The sequence below is a fragment of the Luteimonas sp. A534 genome (assembly GCF_054072805.1).
Window position 1 is genome coordinate 397,950 of sequence record NZ_JBSVRR010000003.1, and the last position, 25,623, is coordinate 423,572.

Sequence of the window (25,623 nt, forward strand, 5' to 3'; positions counted from 1 at the left end):
GCCGGCCTGCCTCATGCGTCATCGTGCAGCACTCCATTGCGCGCGCCGGCGGCGGCCACCGCGGGCAGTTCATCGAGCGGCAGCTCGGGATAGTTGAGCACCCGCAGCAGCATGGGCAGGCTGAGCGCGGACACGCGGCGCACGGGGGTGCCCAGGTGCGCCAGGCGCGAGGCGATGTTGGCCGGGGTGGCACCGTAGAGGTCGGTCAGCAGCAGGACCCCGTCGCCGCTGTCGGCGCGCCGCAGCGCCGCACTCGCGGCCGGCAGCACGGCGTCCGGATCGGCGTCGAAGGACACCTCGAAGACCTCCACCGCCAGCGGCAGCGGACCCAGCAGGCGGCCCGCCACCGCCGCCAGCGCGGTGCCGATGCCAAGGTGTGTCACGAGGAGGATGCCGGCGGCCATCGCTACAAATTAGCAGAGCGGCGCGACCCTCAGGAAGCGCCGGCTGCGCGGGGCGCCGTTGCGGGGCTCAGTCGAGCTCGCGGTGGTGGGTGGCGACTTCGCTCCAGCCCTGCTGGCGGGCGTGCGCCGCCGCGGCCTCGGCGAGGAATACGGAGCGGTGCCGGCCGCCGGTGCAGCCGAAGGCCACGGTGACATAGCTGCGCGTGGACGAGTGCATGCGCGGCAGCCAGGCGTCCAGGAAGGCATTGACCTGCTGCAGGAACTCGGTGACATCGGCCTCCTTCGCGAAATACTCGCGCACCGGTGGGTCGCGTCCCGACAGCGGCCGCAGGCGCGCATCCCAGTGCGGGTTGGGCAACGCCCGCGCATCGAACACGAAGTCCGCGTCCGGCGGCACGCCGCGGCGGTAGGCAAAGGACTCGAACAGCAGCGACAGCGACGAGTCCATGCTCAGCCCGAGGTCGGTCAGCACCCGGCGCCGCAGCTGGTGCACGTTGAGTTCGCTGGTGTCGATGATGACGTCGGCCAGCGAACTCAGTGGCCGGAGCACCTGGCGCTCCAGCGCGATCGCGTCCGACAGTGCCAGCCCCAGGCGGGTGAGCGGATGCCGGCGGCGGGTGTCGGCATAGCGCTTGAGCAGCACGGCGTCGGCGGTGTCGAAGAAGACCAGCTTGGGGTCGAAGCCCATCGCGCCGACGGCGGACAGCCATTCCGGGATGTTGGCGAGGTCGCCGCGGCTGCGCACGTCGATGCCCACCGCGAGCTTCTGCGACGCCCGTTCGGGATGGGTGGCGCTGCGCACGAAATCGGGCAGCAGTTCGGCCGGGAGGTTGTCGACGCAGTAGAAGTCGAGGTCCTCGAAGGTGTTCAGGGCGACGGTCTTGCCGCTCCCGGACATGCCGCTGACGATGATCAGCGAATTGCCGGCGGCGTTCATGGCGTGCTTCTCAACGGCGTGCTTCTCAACGGTGTGCTCCTCACTGTGTGCTCCGTTCCAGGAAGTGCGAATGGCGGGCGAGGAAGGCCGCGGCGGGATCCACGCCCTTGGAGCGCAGCACGTGCACGCGGGTGGCGGCCTCGGTGAGGACCGCCAGGTTGCGCCCCGGCATCACCGGCAGCGTGATCATCGGTACGTCGAGGTCGAGCACGCGCCGCGAGCCGAGGTCACCGGTGAGCCGGACCATGCCGCTGGGGTCGCGCGCATCATGGGCGCTGTCCGGCCGCGCGAGGTGGACGACCAGGCGCAGGTACTTGTTCCGCTTCACCGCGGTATCGCCGAACATCTCGCGGATGTTGAGCACGCCCAGGCCGCGCAGTTCGAGCAGGTCCTGCAGCAGCTCCGGGCAGGTGCCGTCGAGCACGTCGGGCGCGAGCTGCGCGAACTCCGGCGCGTCGTCGGCAACCAGGCGGTGGCCTCGGGTGACCAGTTCCAGCGCGAGCTCGCTCTTGCCGGTCCCGGACTCGCCGGTGATCAGCACGCCGATGGAATAGATCTCCATGAACACGCCGTGCAGCGTGACCCGGGGTGCAAGCGCGCCGGCGAGGTGGTACTGCAGGACGTTGTAGAGCTCATGGCCGCGGCGTTGCGACGCCCAGAGCGCGATGCCCGATTCCTCGGCCATCTTGACCAGGTCCTCGGGGCAGGGCTGGCCCTTGTTGACCACCAGCGCCAACGGGCTGAACTGCAGGATCTTCTCCAGCGTTTCCCAGCGCTGCCGCGGCTCCAGCCCATCCAGCCAGGCGAGCTCTTCGCCGCCGAGGATCTGCACCTTGTTGGGATAGATGATGTTGAGGTAGCCGGCCAGCGACGGCCGTCGCGATACGGCGTCGACCGATTCCAGCTGCCGCGACGCGCCGGCCTGGCCGGCCAGCCAGCGCAGCTCCAACCGGTCCTTGAGCTGGTCGAACAATCCCTGTGCGGTGACGACCGCCCTCATCCCGACCCTGTCCGCCGGGGGGCGTCGTTCTGCAGCAGCAGGGCGCGCAGCGCGGCGATGTCGGGTGCGCCGCGCACCGACTCCCGGAAACCGGCGTCGGCGAAGCGGCCTGCGAGTTCGGAGAGGGTGTCGAGGTGCTGCTGCTGGGCGTGGTCGCCCGGAACCGCCATCGCGAAGACCAAGTCCACGGGCTCGCCGTCACGGGCGTCGAAATCCACCGGATTGGCCAGCCGGAGGAAGGCCGCCATCGGCTCGCGGCAGCCATCGCTGCGGCAGTGCGGAATCGCTACGCCGCGGCCGATGCCGGTGCTGCCGACCGCTTCGCGCCGGCGCAGGCCATCCGCGATCGCCGGGGTCAGCGCCGGCGAGCCGCCGCCCAGCAGGCGGGCGGCGACATCCAGCACCTGGTCACGGTTACCGGGTTCCACCACTTGCACGATGCGGCCGGCGGTGAGCAGGTCGGTGTAAGGCATCCCCCGGGCCTTCGATCGCCGGCTTCAGCCGAACTCGCCGTCGCGCACCGGATTCCCGCCGCGACGGTGCTGGTCGATCATCTTCTTCTTTTCCTTGACCAGCATGCGGTCGAGCTTGTCGGCGAGGAGGTCGATGGCGGCATACATGTCGGCCGCGCGGGCGTCGGCGTGGAGAGGTTTGCCGGCGACGATGACCGTGGCTTCGGCGCGATGGTCGGGCTTGTCGATGCTGAGCTGGGTGCGGACCTGCAGCGGTGGATCGTAGAGGCGCGACAGCCTGCCAAGCTTGGTTTCAACGTAGTCGCGCAGGGCCGGGGTGACGTCCATCTGCTGGCCGTGGGTCTCGATGAGCATCGCAACCTCCTTTCTCCGTGGGGACCACAGCATCGCGCATGGCGGCGCGGTGGTTGTCACGGACAGGTTAACCCAGCCCCCCGGGGGCGGGAAGCGGCCACACGGAGTTCAGGCGATGCGCACGCGTTCGTGCGATGACGGGATGTTCAGTGCTTCGCGATACTTGGCGACGGTGCGTCGTGCCACAGGGACACCGCTGTCCTTGAGCCGGTCCGCCAGGCGCGCGTCGGACAGCGGCTTGCGCGGGTCCTCGGCTTCGACCAGGCGGCGGATCATGTCCTGGATGGCGATGCTGGAGGCCTCGCCGCCGCCACCGGTGTCGATGCCCGAAGCGAAGAAGGCACGAAGGGGAATGGTGCCCCGCGGCGTGTGCACGTACTTGCGCGACACCGCCCGGGAGACGGTGGATTCGTGCATGCCGATCTGCGCGGCGACTTCGCGCAGCGTCAACGGGCGCAGTGCCTGGCCGCCGAACTCGAGGAAGCCCGACTGCTCCCGCACCAGGCAACGGACCACCTTGAGCAGGGTTTCGCCACGGGCCTCGATGTTCTTCAGCAGCCAGCGCGCCTCCTGCAGGCGGCCGCGCAGGTAGCCTGCATCGGTGCCTGCGGTGTGCTGCAGCATCTGCTCGTAACCGCGGTGGATGGTCAGGCGGGAATGGCGGCCGCCCGCCAGCGTGACCCGCCAGACGCCGTTGTGGCGCGCGATGCTGCAGTCGGGAACCACGTAGGTGTCGTGTGGCATGCCCCCGATGCCGGCGCCCGGGCGCGGGTCGAGGCCGCGGATCAACTGCAGCGCGGCGACCGCATCCTCCCTGCTGCAGCCCAGCGCCTCGGCGACGCCATCGGTGCCCAGCTTGGCCAGGCGCTCGATCAGCGTCGCCACCGCGCGGCGGGCGACGTCGCGGCCGGGAGTGTCTTCGGGCAGGGTGTCGAGCTGCAGCAGCAGGCACTCGCCGAGGTCGCGTGCACCCACGCCGGTCGGGTCCAGGCGCTGCACCGTGCGCAGCACCGCCGCGATCTCGTCCTCGTTGCAGCGAAGCTCCGGTGCCAGTGCCTCGGCGATCGCGGACAGCGGTTCGCGCAGGTAGCCGTCATCGTCGATGGCGTCGACCAGCGCCACGCCGATGGCGAGCTCGCGTGGCGACAGGTGGCTGAGGTTGAGCTGCCAGAGGAGGTGGTCGCGCAGGGTCTCGGACTGGGCGATGCGCTCGGAGGCGTCGCCGTCCTGGTCGTCGCCGCCACCACTGCCGCCACCGCTACCGTAGCTTTCGTCCCAGGCGACGTCGCGGTCGTCGTCCCAGGCGTCCTGGGCGGCATCGTCGTTTCCGTCTGCGCGGGCGTCGTCGCCGTGGGATCCGGAGGCCTCATCCGCAGACGACGGCGGAGCCGTTTCGTCCCATTCCAGCAGCGGATTGCTCTCGACCGCCTCGGTGATCTCGAGCTCTAGCTCGGGCATCGAAAGCTGCAGGAGATGCAGGGCCTGGCGCAGCTGCGGCGTCAGTACCAGGTGCTGTCCCAGCGATGTCTGCAGGCGAGGTTTCACGGTGTCCCCGATCAGGCGGGGGCGCCCGCCGGCTTACAGCCGGAAGGAATCCCCCAGGTAGACCCGGCGCACGTCCGGGTCGGCCAGCAGCGCGTCCGGAGCCCCCTGCGCGAGCACGCTGCCTTCATTGAGGATATACGCGCGGTCGCAAATGCCCAAGGTCTCGCGGACGTTGTGGTCGGTGATGAGTACGCCGATGCCCCGGTTCTTGAGGTGGCGGACGATGCGCTGGATCTCGCCGACGGAGATCGGGTCGACGCCGGCGAAGGGTTCGTCGAGCAGGATCAGGCGTGGCCGGGCCGCCAGCGCACGTGCGATCTCGACCCTGCGGCGCTCACCGCCCGACAGGCTGGCGCCGTTCTGGCCGGCGACGTGGGTCACCTGCAGTTCGTCCATCAGCGACTCGAGTTCGTCCTCGCGGCCCTTGCGGTCGAGGTCCTTGCGCAGTTCGAGCACCAGCTTGATGTTGTCGGCCACCGACAGCTTGCGGAACACCGAGGGTTCCTGCGGCAGGTAGCCCACGCCCAGGCGGGCGCGGCGGTACATGGGTTCGCCGGTGATGTCGCGGCCGTCAAGGACGATGCGCCCGGCATCGGCCGGCACCAGGCCGACGATCATGTAGAAGCAGGTGGTCTTGCCGGCGCCGTTGGGGCCGAGCAGGCCGACGACCTCGCCGGCGTCGAGCGTCAGCCCGAATTCGCGCACGACTTCGCGCTGGCGGTAGCGCTTGCGCAGGCCTTCGGCGACCAGCATCAGTTGCCGCCCTGGTCGGCCTTGGCGCCCTTGGGAAGGATGCGGGTGCGGACCTGGCCGCCTTCCTCGCCGCCGCCCTGGACCCGCCCGGTCCGCATGTTGTAAACGATGCGCCCGCCGCCCATGGTGCCGCGGCCGGGCTGGTTGATCTCGACGTTGCCGGTGAAGACCACGGTCTCGGTCTGCAGGTCGTAGTCGACGTTGCTGGCGGTGGCATCGATCGAGCCGCCGCCGTCGAGGTCCTGCTTCAGGCGCACGGGCGCCCCGGTAAGGATGACCTTCTGGATGTCGCCGCCGCCGCGGCGCACGTCGGCCTTGGCGGCGCGCACGTCCAGCGTGCCCTGCACGATGCGCACGTTGCCGGTGAAGACGCAGGGGCCGCCGTCGTCGCCCACCGAACAGTCGTTGCTGTTGGAGGTGAGGTCCATCGGCTGGTTGCGATCGGTCGATTTCGCCCAGGCGGGCGCCACGGCGACGGCTGCGGCCAGTGCCAGGAACGTCGTGAGGCTAACGGCGCGTGGGGACATAAGTGGTGTGGACCTTGGAGGTGAGCTGGAAGCGCTTGTCGGCCAGGTCGACTTCCATGCCGGTGCCGCGCATTGTAGTGCCGGGCTGGGTGATGGTCACGGCGAGGTCGCTGCTGGCGCGGCGCTGGCGGGGCAGGACTTCGAGGGCCTCGGTGTCCAGGCGCATCGCGCGGTCGCCAGCCGGGTCGGAGAGGGCGACGACCTGGCCCTCCAGGCGCATCCGTTCGCTGTCGGCGCTGATCCAGCCGGTGGCGGCACGCAGGTCCCAGTACAGCTCGCCGCCGTCTTCGGGAAGCAGGAACAGCGGCTCGCGGAGGGACATGGTTTCGTCCACCGGGTCGCGGTGCAGGTGCGGCGCGCGCAGGGTGAACGCCTCGTTGCCGTCGTTGTCGAGCGAGACCAGCTCGAAATCCTCCAGCACGTAATCGGAACGGTCGCTCGCACCTGCGGCCGCGGGGGCTTCCGCGCGCTGTCGCCAGGCCGACCAGCCGCTGGCGATCGCGGCCACCAGCAGCACGATGATCAGGGCGCCGCGCCAGTTCACTGGCCTGCCCCCGCGGCATCGCCACCGGCGCCGGCGTCGCCACGGGCGGCCAGCAGCAGCTCGCAGAACTCGCGCGCCGCGCCTTCGCCGCCACGGTGCGCGGATTGCCAGTGCACGTGGCCGAGGATCGCCGGCTGCGCATCGGCAGGCGCGGCTGCCAGGCCGGCGGCGGACAGCACCGCCAGATCGGTGAGGTCGTCGCCCATGAAGGCGACCTCGTCGGCGGCCAGGCCCATGCGCGTGCGCAGGCCTTCGACGCAGGCGAGCTTGTCCTTGATGCCGGTGTGGGCTTCGACGCCGAGGTCGCGGGCGCGGATCTCGGCCGCCGCGCTGGAACGCGCGGTCACGAACACCACCGCGATGCCGGCGCGGAGCAGCAGCGACAGGCCAAGGCCGTCGTGGACGTGGAAGGCCTTGGTCTCGGTGCCATCGGCCGCGATGTACAGGCGTCCGTCGGTCAGGGTGCCATCGACGTCGAAACACGCCAGGCGGATGCGCGCGGCGCGTGCGAGCAATTCGGTGGACGGAGCGGGGCGGCTGTGGGCAGGCATGAACACGTGATCACACCACGCGTGCACGCAACAGGTCGTGAATATTCAGGGCGCCGGCCACGCGGCCGTCGTCCTCCACGACCACCAGGCCACCGATCTTGTGCGCCTCCATCAGCTGCGCGGCTTCCGCTGCCAGCGCGTCGGGGCCGATGGTGCGCGGGCTGCGCGTCATCACTTCGGAGATGGGCGTGGTGCGCACGTCGATGCCGGCATCGAGGCTGCGGCGCAGGTCGCCGTCGGTGTACAGGCCAAGCAGGCGGCCGTCGTCGTCGACCACCGCGGTCATGCCCAGCATCTTGCGGCTGATTTCGGCCAGCGCTTCGCTGACGGTGGCGTGCGCGGGCACGCAGGGCACGGCATCGCCGGTGTGCATGACATCGGCGATGTGCAGCAGCAGGCGGCGGCCGAGCGCGCCGGCGGGGTGCGAGCGCGCGAAGTCGTCGGCGGTGAAGCCGCGGGCCTCGAGCAGGGCCACGGCCAGTGCGTCGCCCATGGCCAGCGAGGCGGTGGTGCTCGACGTCGGCGCCAGGTGCAGCGGGCAGGCCTCTTCGGGCACGCTGACGTCCAGGTGCACGGCGGCGGCGCTGGCCAGCGTCGAGCCGACGCGTCCGGTCAGGGACACCAGCGGGTTGCCCTGGCGCTTGAGCACCGGGAGCAGCTGCAGCACTTCGTCGGATTCGCCGGAGTACGAGAGCGCCAGCACGACGTCGGCGTCGGTAACCATGCCCAGGTCGCCGTGGCCGGCTTCGCCGGGGTGGACGTAGAACGCGGGCGTGCCGGTGGACGCGAAGGTGGCGGCGATCTTGCGGGCCACGTGGCCGGACTTGCCCATGCCGGTGCAGACCACGCGTCCGCGGCAGGCGAGCAGCAGGGCGCAGGCGCGGGAAAAGTCGCCGTCGATGCGGGCGGCCACGGCGGCCAGGCCCCGGCCCTCGATCTCGAATACACGGCGGCCGCTGGCCGCGAAATCGTGCGCGCCGACGGCGCTGGCTGGCTGGTGGCTGCTGCCGGACATTTCCGGGCCGGACCCTTTTTTTGTTAGGCTAACCCGTTCATCTTACGCGGATTGTCCCGTGGCCTGCGCGCCTTTGCGCCGGCGCTGGACGGCCGCTCATTTGCCCTTCATTACGGGAAGAACCCCTTGGACGCAGACACCATCCGCAAACTCATCGAGCAGGGCCTGCCGGGCGCCGATGTCGATGTTCGTGGCGACGACGGCGTGCATTTCGAGGCGCTGGTGGTGCACCCGGATTTCGGCGGTCGCCTGCCGCTGGCCCGCCATCGCATGGTCTACGCCACCCTGGGCGCGCTGATGGGCAACGAGATCCACGCCCTGGCCCTGCGGACGCAGACCCCCGACGAGCACCGGTCCGCCTGATGCAGAAGATCTTGGTGAGTGGCGGAGTGCCCCTGGAGGGTGAGATCCGCGTGTCCGGCGCCAAGAACGCCGTGCTTCCGATCCTGTGCGCGACCCTGCTGGCCGACGAGCCGGTGGAGATCGGCAACGTCCCGCACCTGCATGACGTGGTCACCACCGCGCGCGTCCTCGACGGACTCGGCGCGGGCGTCACCCATGACGCCGACGGCAGCCACGTGGTGGTGGATCCCCGCGGCGTCAACAGCCACATCGCGCCCTACGAGCTGGTGCGCACGATGCGCGCCTCGGTGCTGGTGCTCGGGCCGCTGGTGGCACGCCATGGCGCCGCCGAAGTCGCGCTGCCCGGCGGCTGCGCGATCGGCTCGCGCCCGGTCGACCTGCACATCCGTGCGCTCGAGGCACTCGGCGCGCGCATCACCGTCGAGCACGGTTTCATCAACGCCCGCGCCGGCCGCCTGCAGGGCGCCCATGTCGCCTTCGACACGGTCAGCGTCGGCGCCACCGAGAACCTGCTGATGGCGGCCACGCTGGCGCAGGGCACGACGGTCATCGACAACGCCGCGCGCGAGCCCGAGATCGTCGACCTCGCCGACTGCCTGCTGGCGATGGGCGCGGACATCGAAGGCGCGGGCGGTTCGCGCATCGTCGTGCACGGCGTCGACCGGCTGCACGGCGCGCGGCACGACGTGGTCGCCGACCGCATCGAGGCTGGCACCTTCCTTGTCGCAGGCGCAATCACCGGCGGGCGCGTCACGATCACCCATGCGCGGCCGGACACCATGGACGCGGTGCTGGAGCGGCTGGCCGCGGCCGGCGGCGACATCGCCATCGATCGCGACCGCATCACCATCGACATGCGTGGCCGCCGTCCGCGTGCCGTCGACATCACCACCGCGCCGCACCCGGCGTTCCCGACCGACATGCAGGCGCAGTTCATGGCCCTGGACTGCATCGCCGAGGGCGTGGCGACGATCGACGAGACGATCTTCGAAAACCGCTTCATGCACGTGAACGAGCTGATGCGGCTGGGTGCGGACATCCAGATCGATGGCAACCGGGCCAAGGTCACCGGCGTCGAGCGCCTCAGCGGGGCGCCGGTGATGGCGACCGACCTGCGCGCGTCGGCATCACTGGTGCTGGCGGGCCTGGTCGCCGAAGGCGAGACGCTGATCGACCGCATCTACCACCTGGATCGCGGCTACGAGCACATCGAGCGGAAGCTGTCTGGTCTTGGTGCGCGGATCCAGCGGATCGACTGAAACGAAGAGGGCACTGCATCGCAGGGCCCCGGTTCGTGCTGCCGGTGAGGCGCGTCAGCGCACCGCGGTCAGCCGCAGATCGATGTGGTCCTTGCCATCGCGCCGCTGCAGTACCCGCGCCGGCACCGGCAGGCCGTCCACGACCCACGCGATGATCTCGCGCTTGCCGTCCCTGCGCACGACGCGCGTGGCCTCGTGTGACTTGCCGCCGACCTGGATCGTTTCCTGGCCGGCGACTTCGAAGTTCTGGCGCTTGACCCGGCCGTCCTCGACCAGGCGGTAGTTGAGCGGCTTGCCCGCAGCCACGTCGCGCACCAGCACCAGGTTCATCAGCATGCCGTCGAGGTCACCCGCGCGCAGCTTCACCGGGCCGGCGCGGTCGTCCTTCACGTCTCCGGTCCAGCGTGCTTCGCCGCGACCCCAGTCGTAGTCGGCGGTGACCGTCTTGCGCTTGACCAGCATCGCCGCCAGGCCGCTGGTGCCGCGCTGGCTGTCGACGCTCTTCAGCGGGCGCCACGCGTCGCCGTCGATTTCGAACACGGTGCTCTGCGCGAGTTCGGCGCCCATGCCGCCGATGTCGATGCGGTACTCCCAGCGGTCCTGGCCGGCACTGGCGAGGCTCATGGTCGCGGTTGCTTCCATGCCCATGTAGTTGGCCTGGTAGTCGGCGGTGAAGGCCTCGATCGCAAGCGCGGGCGCGGCGGAGAGGGCCAGCAGCAAGCCGGAGGCGACGAGCGCGGCACGGCCGCGGATGGACTTCAGGTTCTGCATCTAGGGGGCTCCTTGATATGCGACCAGGCGCAGGTCGATGGCGTCTTCGCCGTTTTCGCGCTGCAGGATGCGGATGGGCGTCGGCACGCCGCGCGCCACCCACACGATGGTTTCATCGTTGCCGCCGTTGGTGCGTGAAACCCGCATGGCTTCGTACGACAGGCCGTCGACCTCGAGGTATTCAGCGGCCTCGGCCACCGTGTACTCGTGCTGGCGCACGCGGCCGCCGTCGACGAAGCGATAGCTCAGGCTGCGTCCGGGCAGGGCGTCGCGGATGATGGCCAGGTTGATCAGCAGCCCGCTCATGTCGCCGTCCTGCAGCGGCACGGGCTTGCGGCGTTCGGGCTTGATGTCGCCGCTCCAGCGCGCGACGCCGGCCTGCCAGTCGTAGACACCTTCGACCTCGCGGCCCATGAACAGCGCCTTGCGTTGCGTGTCCTGGCGCAACGGGCGGTACTTGCCGTCGACTTCGTCGAAGACCGTGCCCTGGTCGATATCCAGGCGGATCCAGCGCGCCAGGCCGCGGTTGCCGGTGATGTCGAGGTCAACCCTCCAGTGCCCGTCGATGCGCGCCAGCGCCATGTTGGCGGTGCCGGCGGGCTTGCCTTCGTTCCACGCGTCGTAGGTGGCGACGAAGGGCTGGAGTTCGTGCGCATCGACGGATTCCACCGCGGCGGGGGCATCGACGCCCGCGCCACCGTCCGCCGTCGTGGCCGCAGCGGCGGCCGCAGTGTCCCCGGCGCGCGTCGGCGCGCTGCCGAACGTGGTCGCCAAGGCCAGCGCGAGGGCCAGGGGCAGGAGGGGAGTGGGGGTGTCCATGAAGGACCGGATCATGCCCGCAGGCGGTTGGATGCCAGCTGAAGCGGGGCCTTGAGCGCCTGTCCGTCGAGTTCGACCGTGGCGTCGCGCAGGGTGATGCGACCAGCACACAGCATTTGCAGCGTCGCCAGCATCAGCGGGTGTTCCACCGCGAGCACGCGCGCGGCCAGTGCGTCGGCATCGTCACCGGGCAGGACAGGGACCCGCGCCTGCGCGATCACTGGGCCGCCATCGAGGTCGGCGGTGACGTAGTGCAGGCTGGCGCCATGCTCGGCGACGCCGCCTTCCAGCGCCCGCGCGTGCGTGTCCAATCCCTTGAAGTCCGGCAGCAGCGACGGGTGGATGTTGATGATCCTGCCCTGCCAGGGTTCGAGCGCCTCGGCGCCGAGCAGGCGCATGTAGCCGGCGCAGACGATGAAGTCGGGCTCCACGGCGGCGACCGCGGCGAACAGCGCGGCATCGTAGTCACGGCGTTCGGTGAAATCCCGCGGCCGCAGGCCGCGCGCCGGAATGCCCGCATCGCGCGCGCGCTGCAGCGCCACGGCTTTGGGGCGATCCCCGAAGACGCCGGCCACGCGCGCGTCCAGGCGGCCGTCAGCGATTGCGTCGAGGATCGCCTGCAGGTTGCTGCCGCGCCCCGAGGCCAGCACCGCCAGGCGCGGGGTCGTGGGGGCCACTGCCATCGCGCTCAGCCGATGCGCACGCGCGCCGTGCCGGCAGTTGCCGGTGCCACGCTGCCGATCGTCCAGTGCGCCAGTGCCAGCGCGTCGAGCGCCGCGGACACCGCCGCCGCACGCGCGGGATCGACCACCAGCACGAAGCCGATGCCGCAGTTGAAGGTGCGCCACATCTCTTCGCGCGCCACCGCGCCTTCGCGCTGCAGCCAGTCGAACACCGCCGGCATCGTCCAGGCACCGGCATCGATGTCCAGCGCCAGGCCATCGGGCACCACGCGGATGATGTTCTCGGTCAGGCCGCCACCGGTGATATGCGCCATGGCGTGGATCGACGCACCTTCGGCCCCGCGCAGAAGTTCCAGCACCGGCTTCACGTACAGCGCGGTCGGCGCCATCAGCGCGTCTTCCAGGCGCACGCCGTCGAGGTCGACATCGCCGGGGCGGCCGGCGCGGTCGTAGATGCGGCGGACCAACGAGTAGCCGTTGGAATGCGGGCCGCTGGAGGCGATGCCGATCAGCACGTCGCCGGCAGCGACGCGGCCGCCGTCGCGCAGTTCGGACTTCTCCACGGCGCCGACGGTGAAGCCCGCCAGGTCGTACTCGCCCGGGCCGTACATGTCCGGCATCTCGGCGGTCTCGCCGCCGATCAGCGCGCAACCGGCGAGTTCGCAGCCCTTGGCGATGCCGCCGACCACGGCCACCGTGGTGTCGATGTCGAGCTTGCCGGTGGCGAAGTAGTCGAGGAAGAACAGCGGCTCGGCGCCCTGCACCAGCACGTCGTTCACGCACATGCCCACCAGGTCGATGCCGATCGTGTCGTGGCGGCCGAGCTGCTGCGCGAGCTTGAGCTTGGTGCCGACGCCGTCGGTGCCCGAGACCAGCACCGGCTCCCGGTACTTGCCCGAGAGGTCGAACAGCGCGCCAAAGCCGCCCAGGCCGCCCATCACCTCGGGGCGGAAGGTCCGCTTCACCAGCGGCTTGATGCGTTCGACGACTTCATTGCCGGCATCGATATCGACGCCTGCATCACGGTAGGTCAGCGGAGTGGGGCTGGTCACGATGGCTCGCCGGAGCGGGAAAGCGTCGATTTTAGCAGTCCCGGAGCCGTCTTCATGGACGCGGGGGCGCCGCTGCGGCACCATTCCGGCCTGACACGGTCCCTGGAACGATGATGCCCAAGGCGTTGCTGATCACGTTGCTGCTTGCGCTGCTGCTCCCCGGATGGGCGCACGCGCAGCGCATGGAGGGCGACCGCGCCGGGGCCAGCGGCATGTACCAGGCCGAGGTCGCGGTCGGGAGCCAGGCTGAATCCGCGCGCCAGTCGGGCTTCGCCCGGGCGCTGGCGCAGGTGCTGGGCAAGATGTCCGGCGACGCCGGGGTCGCCAACCGTCCCGGCGTCTCGCGCGAACTGCGCCGCGCCGGGGACTTCGTCGAGGGCTACGACTACCGCCAGGACGAGGGCCGTTCGGCCGCGGGTTCGCCGACCTACACCACGATGCTGGTGGTGCGCTTCCGCGAGGAAGACGTCAATGCCATCGCCGGCGCGCTGGGCCTGCCTGTCTGGCCGGAGCCCCGTCCCAAGCCGGTGCTGTGGCTGGCGATCGATGACGGCAGCGGCCCGCGCCTGGTCGCCGTGGGGCAGAACAACGTCGCCCGGCCGGTGCTCGACCGTGCCATCGAACGTGGCTACCGCCTGGGGCTGCCGGGTGGCAGTGCCGCGGAGAAGGCCGTGGTGGGCGCGATCTGGCGCGGCGACACCGCTGCGGTATCGCGGCTGTCCGCGCGCTACCGCCCGCCGATGCAGCTGATCGGCAAGCTCTACCGCGCAGGTGCGGGCTGGAAGGCCGACTGGACCTTCGTCGACGACGGCCGCGTGCTGGCGACCTGGTCGAACGAAGACGCGCTCGCCCGCCGCGTCATCGCCTCGGGTGCGGACGGCGCAGCCGATGCCCTGGTGCGCCGCTACGCCAAGGCCAGCCCCGTGGGCGAACCCGCCATCGAGCGCATGGTGGTGACCGGGATCAACAGCAGCAACGATTTCGTGCGCCTGTCCTCGTGGCTGCAGTCGACTTCGGTGGTGCGCGGGATCCGGCCGTTGCGCGCAACGCCGAACAGCCTGGAGCTGGAGCTCGACCTGCTGACCGGACTCGAGGGTTTCCGCCGCGTGCTTGACGACGCGATCCTGGTCGAATCCGGCGCCAACATCGAGGGCGTGCCGCCCGAGTTCCACCTGCGCTGAGGCCCGGACCCATGAACGAACACGCCGACCAGGTGGTTTCGCGCTTCCTCGTGCGCCTGCAATGGGCACTGCTGTTGTTCGCGGTCGGCTGGCTGGTCTGGCGGCTGGGCGCGGTGCTGACGCCGTTCGTGCTTGCCGCGCTGCTGGCCTGGATGGGCGATCCGCTGGTCGATCGCCTCGAGCAGTCCGGGCGCTCGCGCAACGTGGCCGTGGTGATGGTGTTCACCGTGATGCTGCTGTTCCTGGTGCTTGCGCTGGTGATCCTGGTGCCCTTGATCGTGGCGCAGGTCCGCACGCTGGGCGAAGCCCTGCCGGGCTACTGGGACTGGACGCTGCAGACCGCGCTGCCCTGGCTGGAGGCGCGTACCGGGATCGACATCGATGGCTGGATGGACCCCGAGCGGTTGATGGAGTACTTCCGCGAGCACTCAGAACGCGCCGGCGGCATCGCCGCCACCGCGCTGGGCGTGGTCTCCCGCTCCGGCGTCGCCATGCTGACCTGGGTGGCGAACATCGTGCTGCTGCCGGTGATCACGTTCTTCTTCCTGCGCGACTGGGACCGCATGGTCGAACGCATCGAGTCGATGATCCCGCGCGACCACGTCGCGACGGCGACGCGCCTGGCGCGCGAATCCAGCGAGGTGCTCGGCGGCTTCCTGCGCGGACAGTTCCTGGTGATGGTGATCCTGGGCGTGATGTACGGCATCGGCCTGTGGCTGGTGGGCCTGGAGCTGGGCCTGCTGATCGGCCTGATCGCCGGGCTGTTCACCTTCATCCCCTACATCGGTCCGGCCACCGGCATCGTGCTCGGCGTGGTCGCGGCGCTGATCGAATACGGGGACTGGAAGCACCTGCTGGGCGTGGCCGTGGTGTTCACGCTCGGCCAGGTGATCGAGAGCTACTGGCTGACGCCGAAGCTTGTCGGCGACCGGATCGGCCTGCATCCGGTGGCGGTGATCTTCGCGGTGATGGCCGGCGGGGTGCTGTTCGGCTTCGTCGGCATGCTGATCGCGCTGCCGGCGGCAGCGGTGGTGAACGTCCTGCTGCGCTTCGCGCACGAGCGCTACACCGCGAGCCGGCTTTACGCGGGCCGCGCGGGCGACGCCCCGGAGATCCTGGTGGGCACGGACTCCGGGCCGGGCCGCGACGACGCGTGAGCAGGCAGCTGCCGCTGGCGCTGCGCTACCCACCCGACCAGCGTTTCGAAACCTTCGTCGGCGCGCCGCCTGGCGCGCTCGCACAGTTGCAGGCGCTGGCCGCCGGCAGCGGCGGCTGGCTGTACCTGGACGGTGCACCGGGCACCGGCAAGACCCACTTGGCGCTGGCCGCCTGCGCCGCTGTCGAAACCTCTGGACGCGGTGCGGCCTACCTGCCGCTGGTGACCGCGGCAGGGCGGCTGGACCAGGCGCTGGAAGCGCTGGACGGACTGGGGCTGGTGGCGCTGGACGGGCTCGAGGCGATCGCCGGACGCCGCGACGACGAGCTCGCGCTGTTTGATTTCCACAACCGTGCGCGCGCCGCGGGGGGCGGCGTGCTCTATACGGCCACGGCGGCGCCGGGAACGCTGCCGCTCGGGCTGCCCGACCTGCGCTCGCGCCTGGCGCAGTGCGCGCGCATCGCCCTGCAGCCGCTGGACGACGTCGGCCGCGCCGAGGTGCTGCGCCTGCGCGCACGGCGCCGCGGCCTCCAGTTCGACGAGGCCGCGATCACGTGGTTGCTGCGGCGCGCGGGGCGCGACCTCGCGGGGCTCACCGCCCAGCTGGATGCGCTGGACCGGGCCTCGCTGGCCGCGCAGCGGCGGGTGACCGTGCCCTTCCTGCGCGAAGTGCTGGGCGCCAGCGGCGCCTGACGGTTCGCCGCCTGCTGGCGGCCGTCGACCTCAGCGGTGGTATTCGCCGGCGCGTTCGGGCTGGTAGGTCACTTCCTCGATCAGCACCTTGATGCTGCCGCCGCCGGGCTTGGGCCATTCCATCTCGTCGCCCTGGGACAGGCCCAGCAGGGCGCTGCCGACGGGTGCGAGCACGGAAATGCGGTCGGCGCTGCCGTTGGCGTCGCGCGGGTAGACCAGGGTGAGCTGGAAGCTCTCGTCCGGGCCCACGCGGAAGCGCACGGTCGAATTCATGGTGACCGTGGTGCCGGGGACGTCCTTGGGCGGGACCACGTCGGCGCGCAGCAGCTCGGCTTCGAGCGCGTCGCGGCCGGGGAAGGCGCCGTCGGGAAGGGACTCGAGCAGCGCTTCCAGGCGCTCCGAGTCCAGCGTGGAGATGGTGATCTTGGGTCGGGTGTTCACGCGTGCGTCTCCTGCAATGCGTTTGCCGCAGCAGCGCGCCCCGGGCGACTCGCGTCGGCCGGGGCGCGGGGGTACTGGTGGCTACGATGTTTCCTTGGCATCCAATGTAGCTGCAGCCGGCCGCATTCTCAATCGTCGCGCGAGCTGTTTCCGAAGCGCCAGTGCCAGGGCTCGTACACGATACCGTGGGGGTTGCCACGGGGGTAGCTCAGGGTGAAGCCGAGCGCGCCGGCATTGGCCTGGAGCCAGGTGAACGCGGGGGTGGCCTCGAAGGACTCCTCGGCGGCGGGTTCGCCCGGGGCGCTGATGTCGACGGCGCAGCCCGAGTGGTGCTCCGACCAGCCCGGGGCGGCATTGACGGCCAGGATGTCCGCGATCCCGAGCCCCCGGGCGCGCTTCCGCTCGATGATGCCGGCCTGGTAGTCGTGGCTGCGGTAGCCGGAGACGGCTTCCAGCACGATGCCGTCGCGGCGTGCGGCGTCGACCAGGTGGCGCCAGCCGCGCGCCGCATCCACGCGCAGCCACAGGGCGCGGCGGTAGCGGTCGTGGCCGGCGGATGCCAGCCACGCCGGTTCGGGTTCCAGTGCCAGCCCGGTGCGCTCCGCGTAGGCGTCGCCGTCGATGTCCAGGGCCTCGAGGCGCGCGCGCAGGCCGGTCGGCTGCAGGCTGGGCACCGCGTCGATGCCGTTGCGCGTGGCGTGGTGTGGCGGGTGCTCGAGGGCGTCGAGGGCGGCATCCAGGCCGGGCTCGCGGGCCAGCCGCGGGACCAGCGGCAACAGGCCCTCGGGCAGGTCGGCGGCAAGCAGGGTGCCGTCGCGCTTGCGCCGCAGGACGGTGCGTGCGCGGGCCAGGGCGCGCGCGTCGCGGTTGCCGCGCGCGCGCAGCAGGCCGCCGGGCCAGAGTTCGATGTCCGGCGTGTTGGCGAGGATGGGTGCGTGGCCGCGCATGGCAGGGAGGCTAGCGGCTCGTGGCGGCGGCCGCCATCGCGCGCAGCCGGTCGAGCAGCGCCTGCGGGTCCCCGGGCTGCAGCAGCAGGTCGTGGCCGGCGGCGGTCGGGATCCACAGCAGGCGCCGGCCACCGGCGGTGGCGACCAGGGCGCGGTGGCCGTTGCGCAGGCGGTACCAGCCGCTGCGGAAGCCGGGAATGGCGAGGCCGTTGGTGCGCAGCATCGGCCGGACGTCGGGGCGCTCATCCAGGTTGACCACGCGCGCGGCGTCCAGGCCGAGTTCGGCAAGGGCGAGGCGCCGGCTGTAGAAGGTGGTTGCGACCTCCATCCCGCCGGCGTCGAACCGCAGCCGGTGACGGCGCACCAGGATGACCAGCGCTGCCCACAGCAGCACGCAGAGTCCGGCGACGCCGGCGCCCGCCCGCCACGCCAGGGCGGTGCCGCCCTCGGCGGAACCGCGGCCGCCGGACAGTTCAACGATGCCGACAAGCGCCAGCGGCAGCGCGACCACCAGCGCGAACAGCCAGGCTTTCGCGCGCGGGGACGCCTGGACCAGTGCCAGCGGACCGTCGCCCGCAGTCCTGGCGTCGCGGTGGCTCCGGTGTGCAGCGCTCATTGGCGATCCTCCATTTTCTTCGTGTCCGGTCCGGGCAGCCGCCCGGCCTTGCGCAGGGCGTCGCGCAACAGGTATTCGATCTGCGCGTTGGCGCTGCGCAGGTCATCGTCCGCCCAGCGCTGCACCGCAGCCAGCACCTCGGCGTTGATGCGCAGCGGGTAGGCCTTCTTCTCAGCCACGGCGCGCCATCAGTACAGCGAGCCGGAGTTGACCACTGGCTGTGCGCCACGGTCGCTGCACAGCACCACCAGCAGGTTGCTGACCATCGCGGCCTTGCGCTCTTCGTCCAGCGTGACCACGCCGCTGCGCTCGAGTTCGGCCAGCGCCAGCTCCACCATGCCGCAGGCGCCGGCGACGATGCGCGTGCGCGCCGCGACCACGGCATTGGCCTGCTGCCGCTGCAGCATCGCGTGCGCGATCTCGGGTGCGTAGGCGAGGTGGCTGATGCGCGCGTCCAGGACATCCACGCCCGCGGAACCCAGGCGCTCGTCCAGGTGCCGCTTGAGCTCGATGGAGATCTCGGCCGCATGGCTGCGCAGGGACATCTGGCCGTCCTCGTGCTGGTCGTAGGGATAGCTGGTGGCCATCCCGCGCAGCGCCGCCTCGGACTGGATGTGCACGAAGCTTTCGTAGTCGTCGACGTTGAACACGGCCTCCGCGGAATCGACCACCTTCCACACGATCACCGCGGCGATCTCGATCGGGCTGCCATCGAGCTCGTTGACCTTGAGCTTGCCGCTTTCGAAGTTGCGGATGCGCAAGCTGACCTTGCGCTTGGTGAAGAAAGGGTTGTTCCAGCGCAGGCCGTTCTCGTGGACGGTGCCGACGTACTTGCCGAACAGGCTCAGCACCGCCGACTGGTTGGGTTCGACCATGTACAGGCCGAGGAGGCAGAGCCCGGCGACGGCGGCGGCGATGATGCCGGCCACCAGATGGAAGGCCGTGCCACCCGGGGTCGTGGCCTGGAAGACGAGCCAGCCACCGGCCAGGACGATGGCGAGCAGCGCAAGCAGCATCGGGATGCCGGGGAACGAGCGGACGGGATTTTCCTTCATGGCGGTCTCCGGGAGTGCGGTGGAGGTAGCGAGGCGAGATGATTTGATATCAATATGATATCTATCTGTCAACCCCGGCGGCGCGGTCGTGGCACCAACCTGCGAAGATGCCGGCATCGATTCCGGGAGCCCACCACTGATGAAAGGCCGCGACGGCTACGCCGTGTTTTTCTTCCCGCAGGCGCTCGAAGCCCTCGGGGACGCCATCAAACCCTATCTCCAGGACAGCCCCGTGGTGGGGCCGCACGTGCCCTGCGATGAGATCGACACCGGTGGCGCGCTGATCGAGCTGACGATGAAGGGCCGGATGCCCACGGGCGAGGACATCACGCTGGAACTAATGGTGCCGTCGTCGATGGTGCGGATGATCGTGTCGCGCGAAAGCGGCGGCATGTTCGGCTTCGGGCCGCGCAGCTACGAGGCGCCGCCACCGATGGTGGCGCTGCCCGCTACGGATTCCCCGGCGCCGGCGGCTGACGCGGACGCCGCCGGCAAGCCTGCCCCCTGATCGCGCCGCGTTATGCAGGCGCGGCGAAGCGGTTGGCCGCCAGGCGGATGCTCCACACCAGTTCGACCATGGCCAGGTTGTTGAGCAGGGGCTCGCCGCCGATCGCCAGCCAGTAGCCGCTGCCGTCCACCCAGAACGGGACGAAGCTCCACTCGGGCAGCAGCATCTGCGGATCGCGGAAGAACGACACGCTGCGCTGGGCGCCGTCCCAGCCGCGCTGGCCTTGGCGGAGTGCGTAACCTGAGAAGTCGGCGGCTGCGGCGGCGGTCGCATCGGCTTCGTCCTGGCTGAGCCCGGCGTGGCCAAGGCTGAATCCGGATTCCGAGGCCAGTACCGCGCGGCGCTCACCCGACAGCGGCGCGATCACGTGCTGGGCGAAATCATCCAGGCGGATGTCGGGTCCGGCCACGCAGCGCCGCAGCGGCTGTATCCAGTGCCGCTCCAGCGCATCGGCCAGCACTGCCGGCGCATCGGGTCCCGCGGTCTCGCACCAGGCGGCGCGGGTCGGCGCCTGGCGCCCGGCCAGCAGCCCCTGCAGGGCGCGGCGTGCCGGATCCGGATCCGGCCGGTCGAAGGCGTGAAGCACGCCCTGCGGCGTAAGGGTCAGCCATTCGGCGTCGTGGTTCATGCAGTTGTCTCCCTGTCGCTCGGGGCCAGAGCGCCCTCGACGGTGATGCTGGCGCCGCGATCCAGGCTGCCGTTGCTGTCATGTTGCTCGAGCCAGCTGGCGGCCTGCTGCCAGCTGGCCGCCAGCCACACCTGCTGGCGGCGGAGTTCACGCGTGGCAAGCATGAAAGCCAGCTTGTCCTGGCAGGAAATGCAGTGCTCCAGGAATTCGCGCTCCATCCGCGAAGCTTCCAGGGGGCCGCCCTCGCACAGGGATTGCACCACCTGCGTCGCGCGCCGCCTGGACTCATCGGGGCTGGTCCGGCGGACCCGCGCGGGGACCTCGGCCGAAGGCTGGCAAAGCACCGACCAGCGCGTGGCCAACGGGTGCACGGCCGCCAGGGTCCGGCCCTGGCAGAGGCGGCGGAACGCGTCGGCGACGTGTTGCCCGAGGCGCGGCGCCGCGAGCTGCAGCGCCGTGAGGTGGATGCTTCCCGCCGCGGCGGGAAGCGCGTGGAACAGGTCGGCCAGCGCGCCCTGCACCGGCTCGCTGCCCTCCATGCGCATGGCTGCGCCCAGGCGCGTCAAGTGCACTGCGGCGTCGGTGGGCTCGGACCGGATGCGGCGCGTGCCTGCGCGGAAGGCTTCGCGCGCGGCGCGGGTGGGGTCAGCGCTCATTCGCGGCTACTCCAGCAAGGTGTCCATGAGGTCGATCATGAACTCGGTGTCCTCGTTTCCGATCGCCTCGAAGCCTTCGCCAAGGCCCACGGCATCCAGCACCTCGCGACCTGCGTCGTCATTGCCCAAGGCGAGCAGCGCGTCGCTTATCAGGGGAAGGTCATCAGCCATGCGCGGATGCGCGAGCACGACGTGGCTGATGTCACGGAGGCGGCTTTCCATCACCACGTGCATCTGCGAACGGGTCAGCCGCGACAGCGAGTGGAAGGCGCTGGCCAGGAAGAAGGCGGCGTTCGCCTTGCCCTGGATCAGCTGCCGGGCGGCGGCCTGGTAGCTGTCGACTTCGTGCCACGCCAGGTCGGCATCGACGAGGTCGGCGGGTTCGATCAGGCGCAGGCCGATGAGCTTCACGTCGCGGTTGTCGGTGAGCACGATGGTGTTGCCCGGCCGCAGGTCCTCGACCGTCCGGCAGGGCGATGCCTCGGCCACCGCGATCACCATCTCGTCGGGGCGGTTGACCGGCCGCACCACGGGCAGGAAGCCCTTGTCGCGCACCAGTCCGCTGGCGTCGAAGGGATTGGCGTAGACCAGGTCGGCGCGGTCCTCGGCCACCATCCGGGCCTGTTCCCCGGCGCCGGAGGGCAGCAGCAGGTGCAGGCCGATCCCGGAGCGCCGCTGCAGCACGGTGTTGAGCATGTGCCAGCCGGGAAAATGCTGCGGCGGGAAGTCCGGCGCGACCAGGAAATTGAGCGTCATGATCCGGCTCCGGTGAGCGCCGTGCGCTCTTCCTCGCACCATTGCCGATAGACCGGGATCAGCTCCTCGATCTTCCGCCGCGAGGGCTTGCGACGTACCGAGGAATAGCCCACGACCGTGCCGTTGCGCACGTTGGGGATCGCGGTCGCATACACCCAGTAATAGCCGCCGTCCTTGCGCAGGTTCTTGACGTAGCCATTCCATTTTTTGCCGGAACGCAGCGTGTCCCAGAGATCCTGGAAAGCGCGCCTGGGCATCTCCGGGTGGCGGAGGATGGCGTGCGGGGCGCCGATCAGTTCGTCGCGCTCGTAGGCGCTCATCTCCACGAACGCGTCATTGGCATGCGTGACCACGCCGTCGAGATCGGTCCTCGACACGATCAGGCGGCCTTCGGGGAAGGGCGTCTCCACGTCGGTCCAGTGGACCTGCCGCGTGCTGCCATCGTGGAAGTCGAGTCGCGCCGATTCGAACGGCAGGCCTGGTTCGGCCATGTCCTGGAGTGGCATCGTCACGCCCCGTCAGATGGACTGCGAGAACGCGTGCGCGGCGCGCTTGATGTCCAGGAAGATCAGGCCGAGGCGGGCGTTCTGCTTGGCCAGCACGGTCAGCACGGCCTCCGGGCCGGCCGAGGTCATGATCACGCAGCCCTGTTCGCCCTGGACCAGCACGCGCTCCAGCGAGCCGCGCGCGAGTTCACGGGCGGTGCGTTCGCCCAGCGACAGCATCGCGGCCGACATCGCGCCAACGCGATCCTCGTCCATCGACTGGGGCATGGAGGCGGCCATCATCAGGCCGTCGACTGAAATCAGTGCCGACGCTTCGATGTCGGACGAGGAGCCATTGAGATCGTCCAGGGTTTTCTGGAACACGTGCATTCGCATGGGGAGGCAGCCGTACGTGGGGAATCGCCACATTTTGTGGCGGGGGCTGCCGACCCCTGTTGATTCTGGTCAATGCACGGCGAGGTCCACCCAGACCAGCCGATGGTCGCTGCCGTCGACCACGCCGGCGCCGTCTTCGTGCGGGGCAGGCCAGAAAACGCCCGCGTCGACCAGGTCGAAGCCGGTCGAGGGCAGGGCATAGTCCAGGCGCAGCGGACCCACGCGTGGGCCGAAGTCGCCGGTGGCATGCGCCGGATTGCCGCGGCGGTCCGCGCGTCCGGCACCGGCGTGCGCACCGCCCGCGCTGCGTGGCGTGGCCATGCGAAGCACGCGTGGATGCTCGAGCAGTTCGACGATCGCCTCGTGCCTGCCGTCGCCGTCGGCGGGATCGTTGTTGAGGTCGCCGAGGATCACGAAGCGTGCGTCCGCCGCCAGTCCGCCGCAGCGGCCGCCGTCATCGCACAGCCAGGACGCGTCGCCGCCACCGATGTACTCGTTCCACAGCCGGATCTCGTCGTGGTTGCGTGCGCCGTTGCGGTCCTCGGGGCCGTCGAAGACCGGCGGCGTCGGATGCGAGGCCAGCATGTGCACGGTGCCCAGCGGAGTGCGTACCGGCACGTCCCAGTGCGACTTCGAGGACAGGCGCAGCCGTGCCCAGGTCGCATCGTCGTGCCACGGCGCACCGGTGTCCGGATCGACGGGGCGGGCGGCGCCGGGCATGGCGCTCCACGGCAGCAGCTGGAACGTGCGCGCGGCGGCGGCGTCGATCGGGTGCATCGACAGCAGCAGCATCCCGTACTGGCCCGGGTGCAGGCCGTAGCCCCAGGCGTCGTTGCCGCGCCCGCGCGCGGCGGCCGCGTCTTCCCCGGGCACCGGCAGCGCGGCACCGACGTGGCCGCTGCGGTCGAGGTCGAGGCCGCTGGGCACGCCGGTGTTCACCGGCGCGATGTAGCGGTAGGGATAGCGCAGCGCAGCGCCGCCACCGGCCTGCGGAACCTCGAGGTAGTCGCGCTGGAAGGCATCCGCGGCGCGGCCGGAGGCGTCGTAATCGAACTCGTTGACGAGCACCACGTCCGGGCGCACGCGCTGCAGCACCGCCGCGACCTTGCGCGCGTCGGCATCGTCGGACTGGAGTCGCCGCAGCAGGCCGCCGGCTTCGTCGGAATAGAGCGAGGCGTTGTAGCTGGCAACGCGCAGTGTGCTGGTCCGGGTCATGGCCTGGTCGGGATCCTCGTGGATGTTGACGCGCACGCATCCGGCAAGGATCGCGCAGCAGAGCAGGGCGAGCAGGCGCGTGCTCATGCTTCGCCGCCGCGTGGGAGGGGGCGCCATCCGCGACCGTCGAACTGTTGGAGGGGCTGGAACCTGCGTTTGTAATCCATCTTCATGTGTCCCGAAATCCAGTAGCCGAGGTAGAGGTGGCGGCGCCCGTCGCGCCGGGCCCAGTCGATCTGCTGCAGGATCGCCAGCGTGCCCAGCCCGCGCGCGGCCTCGCCCGGGTCGTAGAAGGTGTAGACCGCCGACAGCGCATCATCCACTAGGTCCGTGACAGCCACCGCCAGCAGCCGCCCGCCCGCGCGCAGTTCCAGGAAGCGGCCCTGCGACCAGCTGCCGACCAGGAACTGCGCGAACTCCGCCTTGCCATGGTCATCCATGCCGCCGCCGGGGTGGCGGCCGGTGAGGTAGCGGCGGTAGAGCTCGAAGCGCTCTGCCGACTCGCCGGCGGGAAGGATCCGCGCCTGCACATCGGCGTTGCGCGCCAGGCAGCGGCGCTGGCTGCGGTCGGGCACGAATTCGGCAACGGGGATGCGCACCGCCACGCACGCGCGGCAACCGTGGCAGTGCGGGCGATAGACGATATCGCCCGAACGGCGGAAGCCCCACTGCAGCGCGCGTGCGTAGGACTCGCCAAGGCGCGGGTCGCCGGGATCGAGCACCAGGTCGCGCGCCGTGCGTTCAGGCCAGTAGCCGCAGGGGTGTTCGGCGGTATGGAACAGGCGCAGCGGTGCGGGCTCAGCCATGGCGGGCCCGGCGTGGCGAAGCGAGGACAGCGCGGTACATGCGCGCAGGATACTGCGCCGCGTTGCAGGCGCTGCGAACCGGCTGGCAGCTGAACGCATCCGCGCGCCCGTCAACTTCAAGAGGTGCCATGCGTTGACTGGACACCTGCAGCAATGCCGCTGCCAGCAAAGGAGTCACGCATGAAGCGTCATGCCCTGTTCTTCGCCACCGCCCTGGCCGTGGCTTCCGTTGGTACTGCCGGCCTGGCGGTCGCCCAGTCCTCCACGCCCGCCGCTCCGGCGGCCGGTGCCGCCACCGACGCCCCGCGCGCGGCCGGCAAGGATGGGCGCGCCACGCGCCATGGCAGGGGCCACTTCGGCCATCGCGGTGGCCACGCCATGCGCGGCGGCATCGAGCGCATGGACGCCGACGAAGATGGCCGCATCAGCCGCGCCGAGTTCGACGCCGCCAAGGCCGCCCGCGAGCAGGCGCATGCAGCGCGCATCGCCGAGCGCGAGAAGGCCGGCGCCGGCGAAGCCCCGCGCCGCACGCGCGCCGATCGGCCCGGACGTCCTGCCCGGGACGGCATGGCACGCGGCCCGCGCATGGCGTTCGACTTCGATGCCATGGATGCCGACAAGGATGGCTACATCGTCCGCAGCGAGGCGATGGCCCATCGCGACCGCATGCGGCAGCAGATGCGCGAGAAGCATGCCGAGCGCTTCGCCGAAGCCTTCGTCGCGGCCGACCTCAACAAGGACGGCAAGCTCAGCCGGGTCGAGGTCGACGAGAAGATGCCGCGCCTGTCCAAGCGCTTCGCGTGGATGGACGACAACCGTGACGGCTTCCTTGGCCGCGCGGAGCTCGAGGCCGGCAAGCGCCGCTGAGTGAAGCGTTCCCGCTGATGGGGTGGCGCCGGTTCGACCGGTGCCGGGCCCGCGCCTCACGGCGCGGGCTTTTTTTGGTTCTTCTCCCAACTGAGGGAATGGCGCGCCATTGATCCTCTCGGGCGCCGGGTGCCAAGGCCCTTGAGTGCTCATGTCCCCCGGCGCTG

The 25,623-nt window shown here is 70.6% G+C and carries 34 protein-coding genes; 7 read left to right on the forward strand and 27 right to left on the reverse strand.

Annotated features, from left to right (window positions below; all coding sequences use genetic code 11):
• Positions 1–11: 11 nt before the first annotated feature.
• From ACW5F0_RS10040 to ACW5F0_RS10090, 11 genes are all read right to left on the reverse strand, one after another.
• A complete protein-coding gene (locus ACW5F0_RS10040; protein WP_456963793.1) occupies positions 12–404 on the reverse strand; it encodes a PTS sugar transporter subunit IIA in 393 nt (130 codons plus the stop codon).
• Between the two features lie 67 nt (positions 405–471).
• Positions 472–1,341, reverse strand: a complete 870-nt coding sequence (gene rapZ, locus ACW5F0_RS10045) for an RNase adapter RapZ (protein ID WP_456963794.1) — start codon at positions 1,339–1,341, stop codon at positions 472–474.
• Positions 1,342–1,381: 40 nt separating this feature from the next.
• Entirely contained in the window at positions 1,382–2,341 is a 960-nt protein-coding gene (gene hprK / locus ACW5F0_RS10050; protein ID WP_456963795.1) for an HPr(Ser) kinase/phosphatase, read from the reverse strand.
• Positions 2,338–2,814 carry a PTS sugar transporter subunit IIA gene (locus ACW5F0_RS10055; protein WP_456963796.1) on the reverse strand — a complete coding sequence of 159 codons (477 nt, stop codon included), beginning with the start codon at positions 2,812–2,814 and terminating at the stop codon, positions 2,338–2,340. The genes hprK and ACW5F0_RS10055 overlap by 4 nt, the downstream gene beginning before the upstream one ends.
• Positions 2,815–2,838: 24 nt before the next feature.
• Entirely contained in the window at positions 2,839–3,168 is a 330-nt protein-coding gene (gene hpf, locus ACW5F0_RS10060) for a ribosome hibernation-promoting factor, HPF/YfiA family (RefSeq protein WP_456963797.1), read from the reverse strand.
• A gap of 108 nt (positions 3,169–3,276) precedes the next feature.
• Positions 3,277–4,713, reverse strand: a complete 1,437-nt coding sequence (locus ACW5F0_RS10065; protein ID WP_456999652.1) for an RNA polymerase factor sigma-54 — start codon at positions 4,711–4,713, stop codon at positions 3,277–3,279.
• A gap of 33 nt (positions 4,714–4,746) precedes the next feature.
• Positions 4,747–5,466: an LPS export ABC transporter ATP-binding protein gene (gene lptB, locus ACW5F0_RS10070; protein WP_456963799.1), complete on the reverse strand. Its 720-nt coding sequence runs from the start codon at positions 5,464–5,466 to the stop codon at positions 4,747–4,749.
• Complete coding sequence (lptA, locus tag ACW5F0_RS10075; RefSeq protein ID WP_456963800.1) at positions 5,466–5,993, reverse strand: lipopolysaccharide transport periplasmic protein LptA; 528 nt, start codon at positions 5,991–5,993, stop codon at positions 5,466–5,468. Before lptA ends, lptB begins: the two co-directional genes overlap by 1 nt.
• Positions 5,974–6,537 (reverse strand): LPS export ABC transporter periplasmic protein LptC, encoded by a 564-nt coding sequence (lptC, locus tag ACW5F0_RS10080; protein ID WP_456999653.1) that lies wholly within the window; start codon positions 6,535–6,537, stop codon positions 5,974–5,976. The genes lptA and lptC overlap by 20 nt, the downstream gene beginning before the upstream one ends.
• Positions 6,534–7,088 carry a KdsC family phosphatase gene (locus ACW5F0_RS10085; RefSeq protein ID WP_456963801.1) on the reverse strand — a complete coding sequence of 185 codons (555 nt, stop codon included), beginning with the start codon at positions 7,086–7,088 and terminating at the stop codon, positions 6,534–6,536. Before ACW5F0_RS10085 ends, lptC begins: the two co-directional genes overlap by 4 nt.
• Positions 7,089–7,098: 10 nt before the next feature.
• Positions 7,099–8,103, reverse strand: a complete 1,005-nt coding sequence (locus ACW5F0_RS10090; protein WP_456999654.1) for a KpsF/GutQ family sugar-phosphate isomerase — start codon at positions 8,101–8,103, stop codon at positions 7,099–7,101.
• A gap of 126 nt (positions 8,104–8,229) precedes the next feature.
• Between ACW5F0_RS10090 and ACW5F0_RS10095 the strand changes: the two genes are divergently transcribed.
• Together ACW5F0_RS10095 and murA are read left to right on the forward strand one after the other, a co-directional pair.
• Positions 8,230–8,466 carry a BolA family protein gene (locus ACW5F0_RS10095; protein ID WP_456963803.1) on the forward strand — a complete coding sequence of 79 codons (237 nt, stop codon included), beginning with the start codon at positions 8,230–8,232 and terminating at the stop codon, positions 8,464–8,466.
• Complete coding sequence (gene murA, locus ACW5F0_RS10100) at positions 8,466–9,725, forward strand: UDP-N-acetylglucosamine 1-carboxyvinyltransferase (RefSeq protein ID WP_456963804.1); 1,260 nt, start codon at positions 8,466–8,468, stop codon at positions 9,723–9,725. The genes ACW5F0_RS10095 and murA overlap by 1 nt, the downstream gene beginning before the upstream one ends.
• 54 nt (positions 9,726–9,779) lie before the next feature.
• On the opposite strand, the gene ACW5F0_RS10105 is transcribed toward murA, so the two are convergent.
• The 4 genes from ACW5F0_RS10105 to purM are packed head-to-tail and all read right to left on the reverse strand — an operon-like array spanning position 9,780 to position 13,134.
• Positions 9,780–10,496, reverse strand: coding sequence for a DUF3108 domain-containing protein (locus ACW5F0_RS10105; RefSeq protein WP_456963805.1), 717 nt, complete (start codon positions 10,494–10,496; stop codon positions 9,780–9,782).
• Positions 10,497–11,315, reverse strand: coding sequence for a DUF3108 domain-containing protein (locus tag ACW5F0_RS10110; protein WP_456963806.1), 819 nt, complete (start codon positions 11,313–11,315; stop codon positions 10,497–10,499).
• 11 nt (positions 11,316–11,326) lie between these two features.
• Positions 11,327–11,998: a phosphoribosylglycinamide formyltransferase gene (gene purN / locus ACW5F0_RS10115; RefSeq protein WP_456963807.1), complete on the reverse strand. Its 672-nt coding sequence runs from the start codon at positions 11,996–11,998 to the stop codon at positions 11,327–11,329.
• A gap of 5 nt (positions 11,999–12,003) precedes the next feature.
• Positions 12,004–13,134 carry a phosphoribosylformylglycinamidine cyclo-ligase gene (purM, locus tag ACW5F0_RS10120; protein WP_456963808.1) on the reverse strand — a complete coding sequence of 377 codons (1,131 nt, stop codon included), beginning with the start codon at positions 13,132–13,134 and terminating at the stop codon, positions 12,004–12,006.
• Positions 13,135–13,163: 29 nt separating this feature from the next.
• Between purM and ACW5F0_RS10125 the strand changes: the two genes are divergently transcribed.
• From ACW5F0_RS10125 to hda, 3 genes are read left to right on the forward strand one after another with little or no spacing between them, the layout of a single operon-like run.
• Positions 13,164–14,231: a DUF2066 domain-containing protein gene (locus tag ACW5F0_RS10125; RefSeq protein WP_456963809.1), complete on the forward strand. Its 1,068-nt coding sequence runs from the start codon at positions 13,164–13,166 to the stop codon at positions 14,229–14,231.
• A gap of 11 nt (positions 14,232–14,242) precedes the next feature.
• Positions 14,243–15,388: an AI-2E family transporter gene (locus tag ACW5F0_RS10130; protein ID WP_456963810.1), complete on the forward strand. Its 1,146-nt coding sequence runs from the start codon at positions 14,243–14,245 to the stop codon at positions 15,386–15,388.
• A complete protein-coding gene (gene hda, locus ACW5F0_RS10135; protein ID WP_456963811.1) occupies positions 15,385–16,080 on the forward strand; it encodes a DnaA regulatory inactivator Hda in 696 nt (231 codons plus the stop codon). Before ACW5F0_RS10130 ends, hda begins: the two co-directional genes overlap by 4 nt.
• A gap of 30 nt (positions 16,081–16,110) precedes the next feature.
• Here the strand turns inward: hda and rnk are convergent, their stop codons facing one another.
• The 5 genes from rnk to ACW5F0_RS10160 all read right to left on the reverse strand — a co-directional run bounded on the left by rnk (position 16,111) and on the right by ACW5F0_RS10160 (position 19,139).
• Entirely contained in the window at positions 16,111–16,521 is a 411-nt protein-coding gene (gene rnk / locus ACW5F0_RS10140; RefSeq protein WP_456963812.1) for a nucleoside diphosphate kinase regulator, read from the reverse strand.
• 128 nt (positions 16,522–16,649) lie between these two features.
• Entirely contained in the window at positions 16,650–17,468 is an 819-nt protein-coding gene (locus tag ACW5F0_RS10145) for a M15 family metallopeptidase (RefSeq protein ID WP_456963813.1), read from the reverse strand.
• Positions 17,469–17,478: 10 nt separating this feature from the next.
• Positions 17,479–18,084, reverse strand: coding sequence for a hypothetical protein (locus ACW5F0_RS10150; RefSeq protein WP_456963814.1), 606 nt, complete (start codon positions 18,082–18,084; stop codon positions 17,479–17,481).
• A complete protein-coding gene (locus tag ACW5F0_RS10155; RefSeq protein ID WP_456963815.1) occupies positions 18,081–18,263 on the reverse strand; it encodes an Arc family DNA binding domain-containing protein in 183 nt (60 codons plus the stop codon). The genes ACW5F0_RS10150 and ACW5F0_RS10155 overlap by 4 nt, the downstream gene beginning before the upstream one ends.
• Before the next feature lie 9 nt (positions 18,264–18,272).
• Positions 18,273–19,139: an SPFH domain-containing protein gene (locus tag ACW5F0_RS10160; RefSeq protein WP_456963816.1), complete on the reverse strand. Its 867-nt coding sequence runs from the start codon at positions 19,137–19,139 to the stop codon at positions 18,273–18,275.
• Between the two features lie 139 nt (positions 19,140–19,278).
• Between ACW5F0_RS10160 and ACW5F0_RS10165 the strand changes: the two genes are divergently transcribed.
• On the forward strand, positions 19,279–19,647 hold the full coding sequence (locus ACW5F0_RS10165) for a hypothetical protein (protein WP_456963817.1): 369 nt from the start codon (positions 19,279–19,281) through the stop codon (positions 19,645–19,647).
• 10 nt (positions 19,648–19,657) lie between these two features.
• Here the strand turns inward: ACW5F0_RS10165 and ACW5F0_RS10170 are convergent, their stop codons facing one another.
• The 7 genes from ACW5F0_RS10170 to ACW5F0_RS10200 form a co-directional block, all read right to left on the reverse strand.
• The gene (locus ACW5F0_RS10170; protein WP_456963818.1) at positions 19,658–20,275 is read right to left on the reverse strand and encodes a hypothetical protein; all 618 of its coding nucleotides are present in this window, start codon (positions 20,273–20,275) and stop codon (positions 19,658–19,660) included.
• Positions 20,272–20,931 carry a hypothetical protein gene (locus tag ACW5F0_RS10175; RefSeq protein WP_456999655.1) on the reverse strand — a complete coding sequence of 220 codons (660 nt, stop codon included), beginning with the start codon at positions 20,929–20,931 and terminating at the stop codon, positions 20,272–20,274. Before ACW5F0_RS10175 ends, ACW5F0_RS10170 begins: the two co-directional genes overlap by 4 nt.
• A gap of 6 nt (positions 20,932–20,937) precedes the next feature.
• Positions 20,938–21,687, reverse strand: coding sequence for a PhnD/SsuA/transferrin family substrate-binding protein (locus ACW5F0_RS10180; RefSeq protein ID WP_456999656.1), 750 nt, complete (start codon positions 21,685–21,687; stop codon positions 20,938–20,940).
• Positions 21,684–22,178 (reverse strand): PAS domain-containing protein, encoded by a 495-nt coding sequence (locus ACW5F0_RS10185; RefSeq protein WP_456999657.1) that lies wholly within the window; start codon positions 22,176–22,178, stop codon positions 21,684–21,686. The genes ACW5F0_RS10180 and ACW5F0_RS10185 overlap by 4 nt, the downstream gene beginning before the upstream one ends.
• A gap of 27 nt (positions 22,179–22,205) precedes the next feature.
• The gene (locus ACW5F0_RS10190; RefSeq protein WP_456963821.1) at positions 22,206–22,556 is read right to left on the reverse strand and encodes a roadblock/LC7 domain-containing protein; all 351 of its coding nucleotides are present in this window, start codon (positions 22,554–22,556) and stop codon (positions 22,206–22,208) included.
• An 81-nt stretch (positions 22,557–22,637) separates the two neighbouring features.
• The gene (locus ACW5F0_RS10195; RefSeq protein WP_456999658.1) at positions 22,638–23,900 is read right to left on the reverse strand and encodes an endonuclease/exonuclease/phosphatase family protein; all 1,263 of its coding nucleotides are present in this window, start codon (positions 23,898–23,900) and stop codon (positions 22,638–22,640) included.
• A complete protein-coding gene (locus tag ACW5F0_RS10200) occupies positions 23,867–24,688 on the reverse strand; it encodes an arginyltransferase (RefSeq protein WP_456963823.1) in 822 nt (273 codons plus the stop codon). Before ACW5F0_RS10200 ends, ACW5F0_RS10195 begins: the two co-directional genes overlap by 34 nt.
• A gap of 81 nt (positions 24,689–24,769) precedes the next feature.
• On the opposite strand from ACW5F0_RS10200, the gene ACW5F0_RS10205 reads away from it, so the two are divergent.
• Complete coding sequence (locus ACW5F0_RS10205) at positions 24,770–25,456, forward strand: hypothetical protein (RefSeq protein ID WP_456963824.1); 687 nt, start codon at positions 24,770–24,772, stop codon at positions 25,454–25,456.
• Positions 25,457–25,623: the final 167 nt, after the last annotated feature.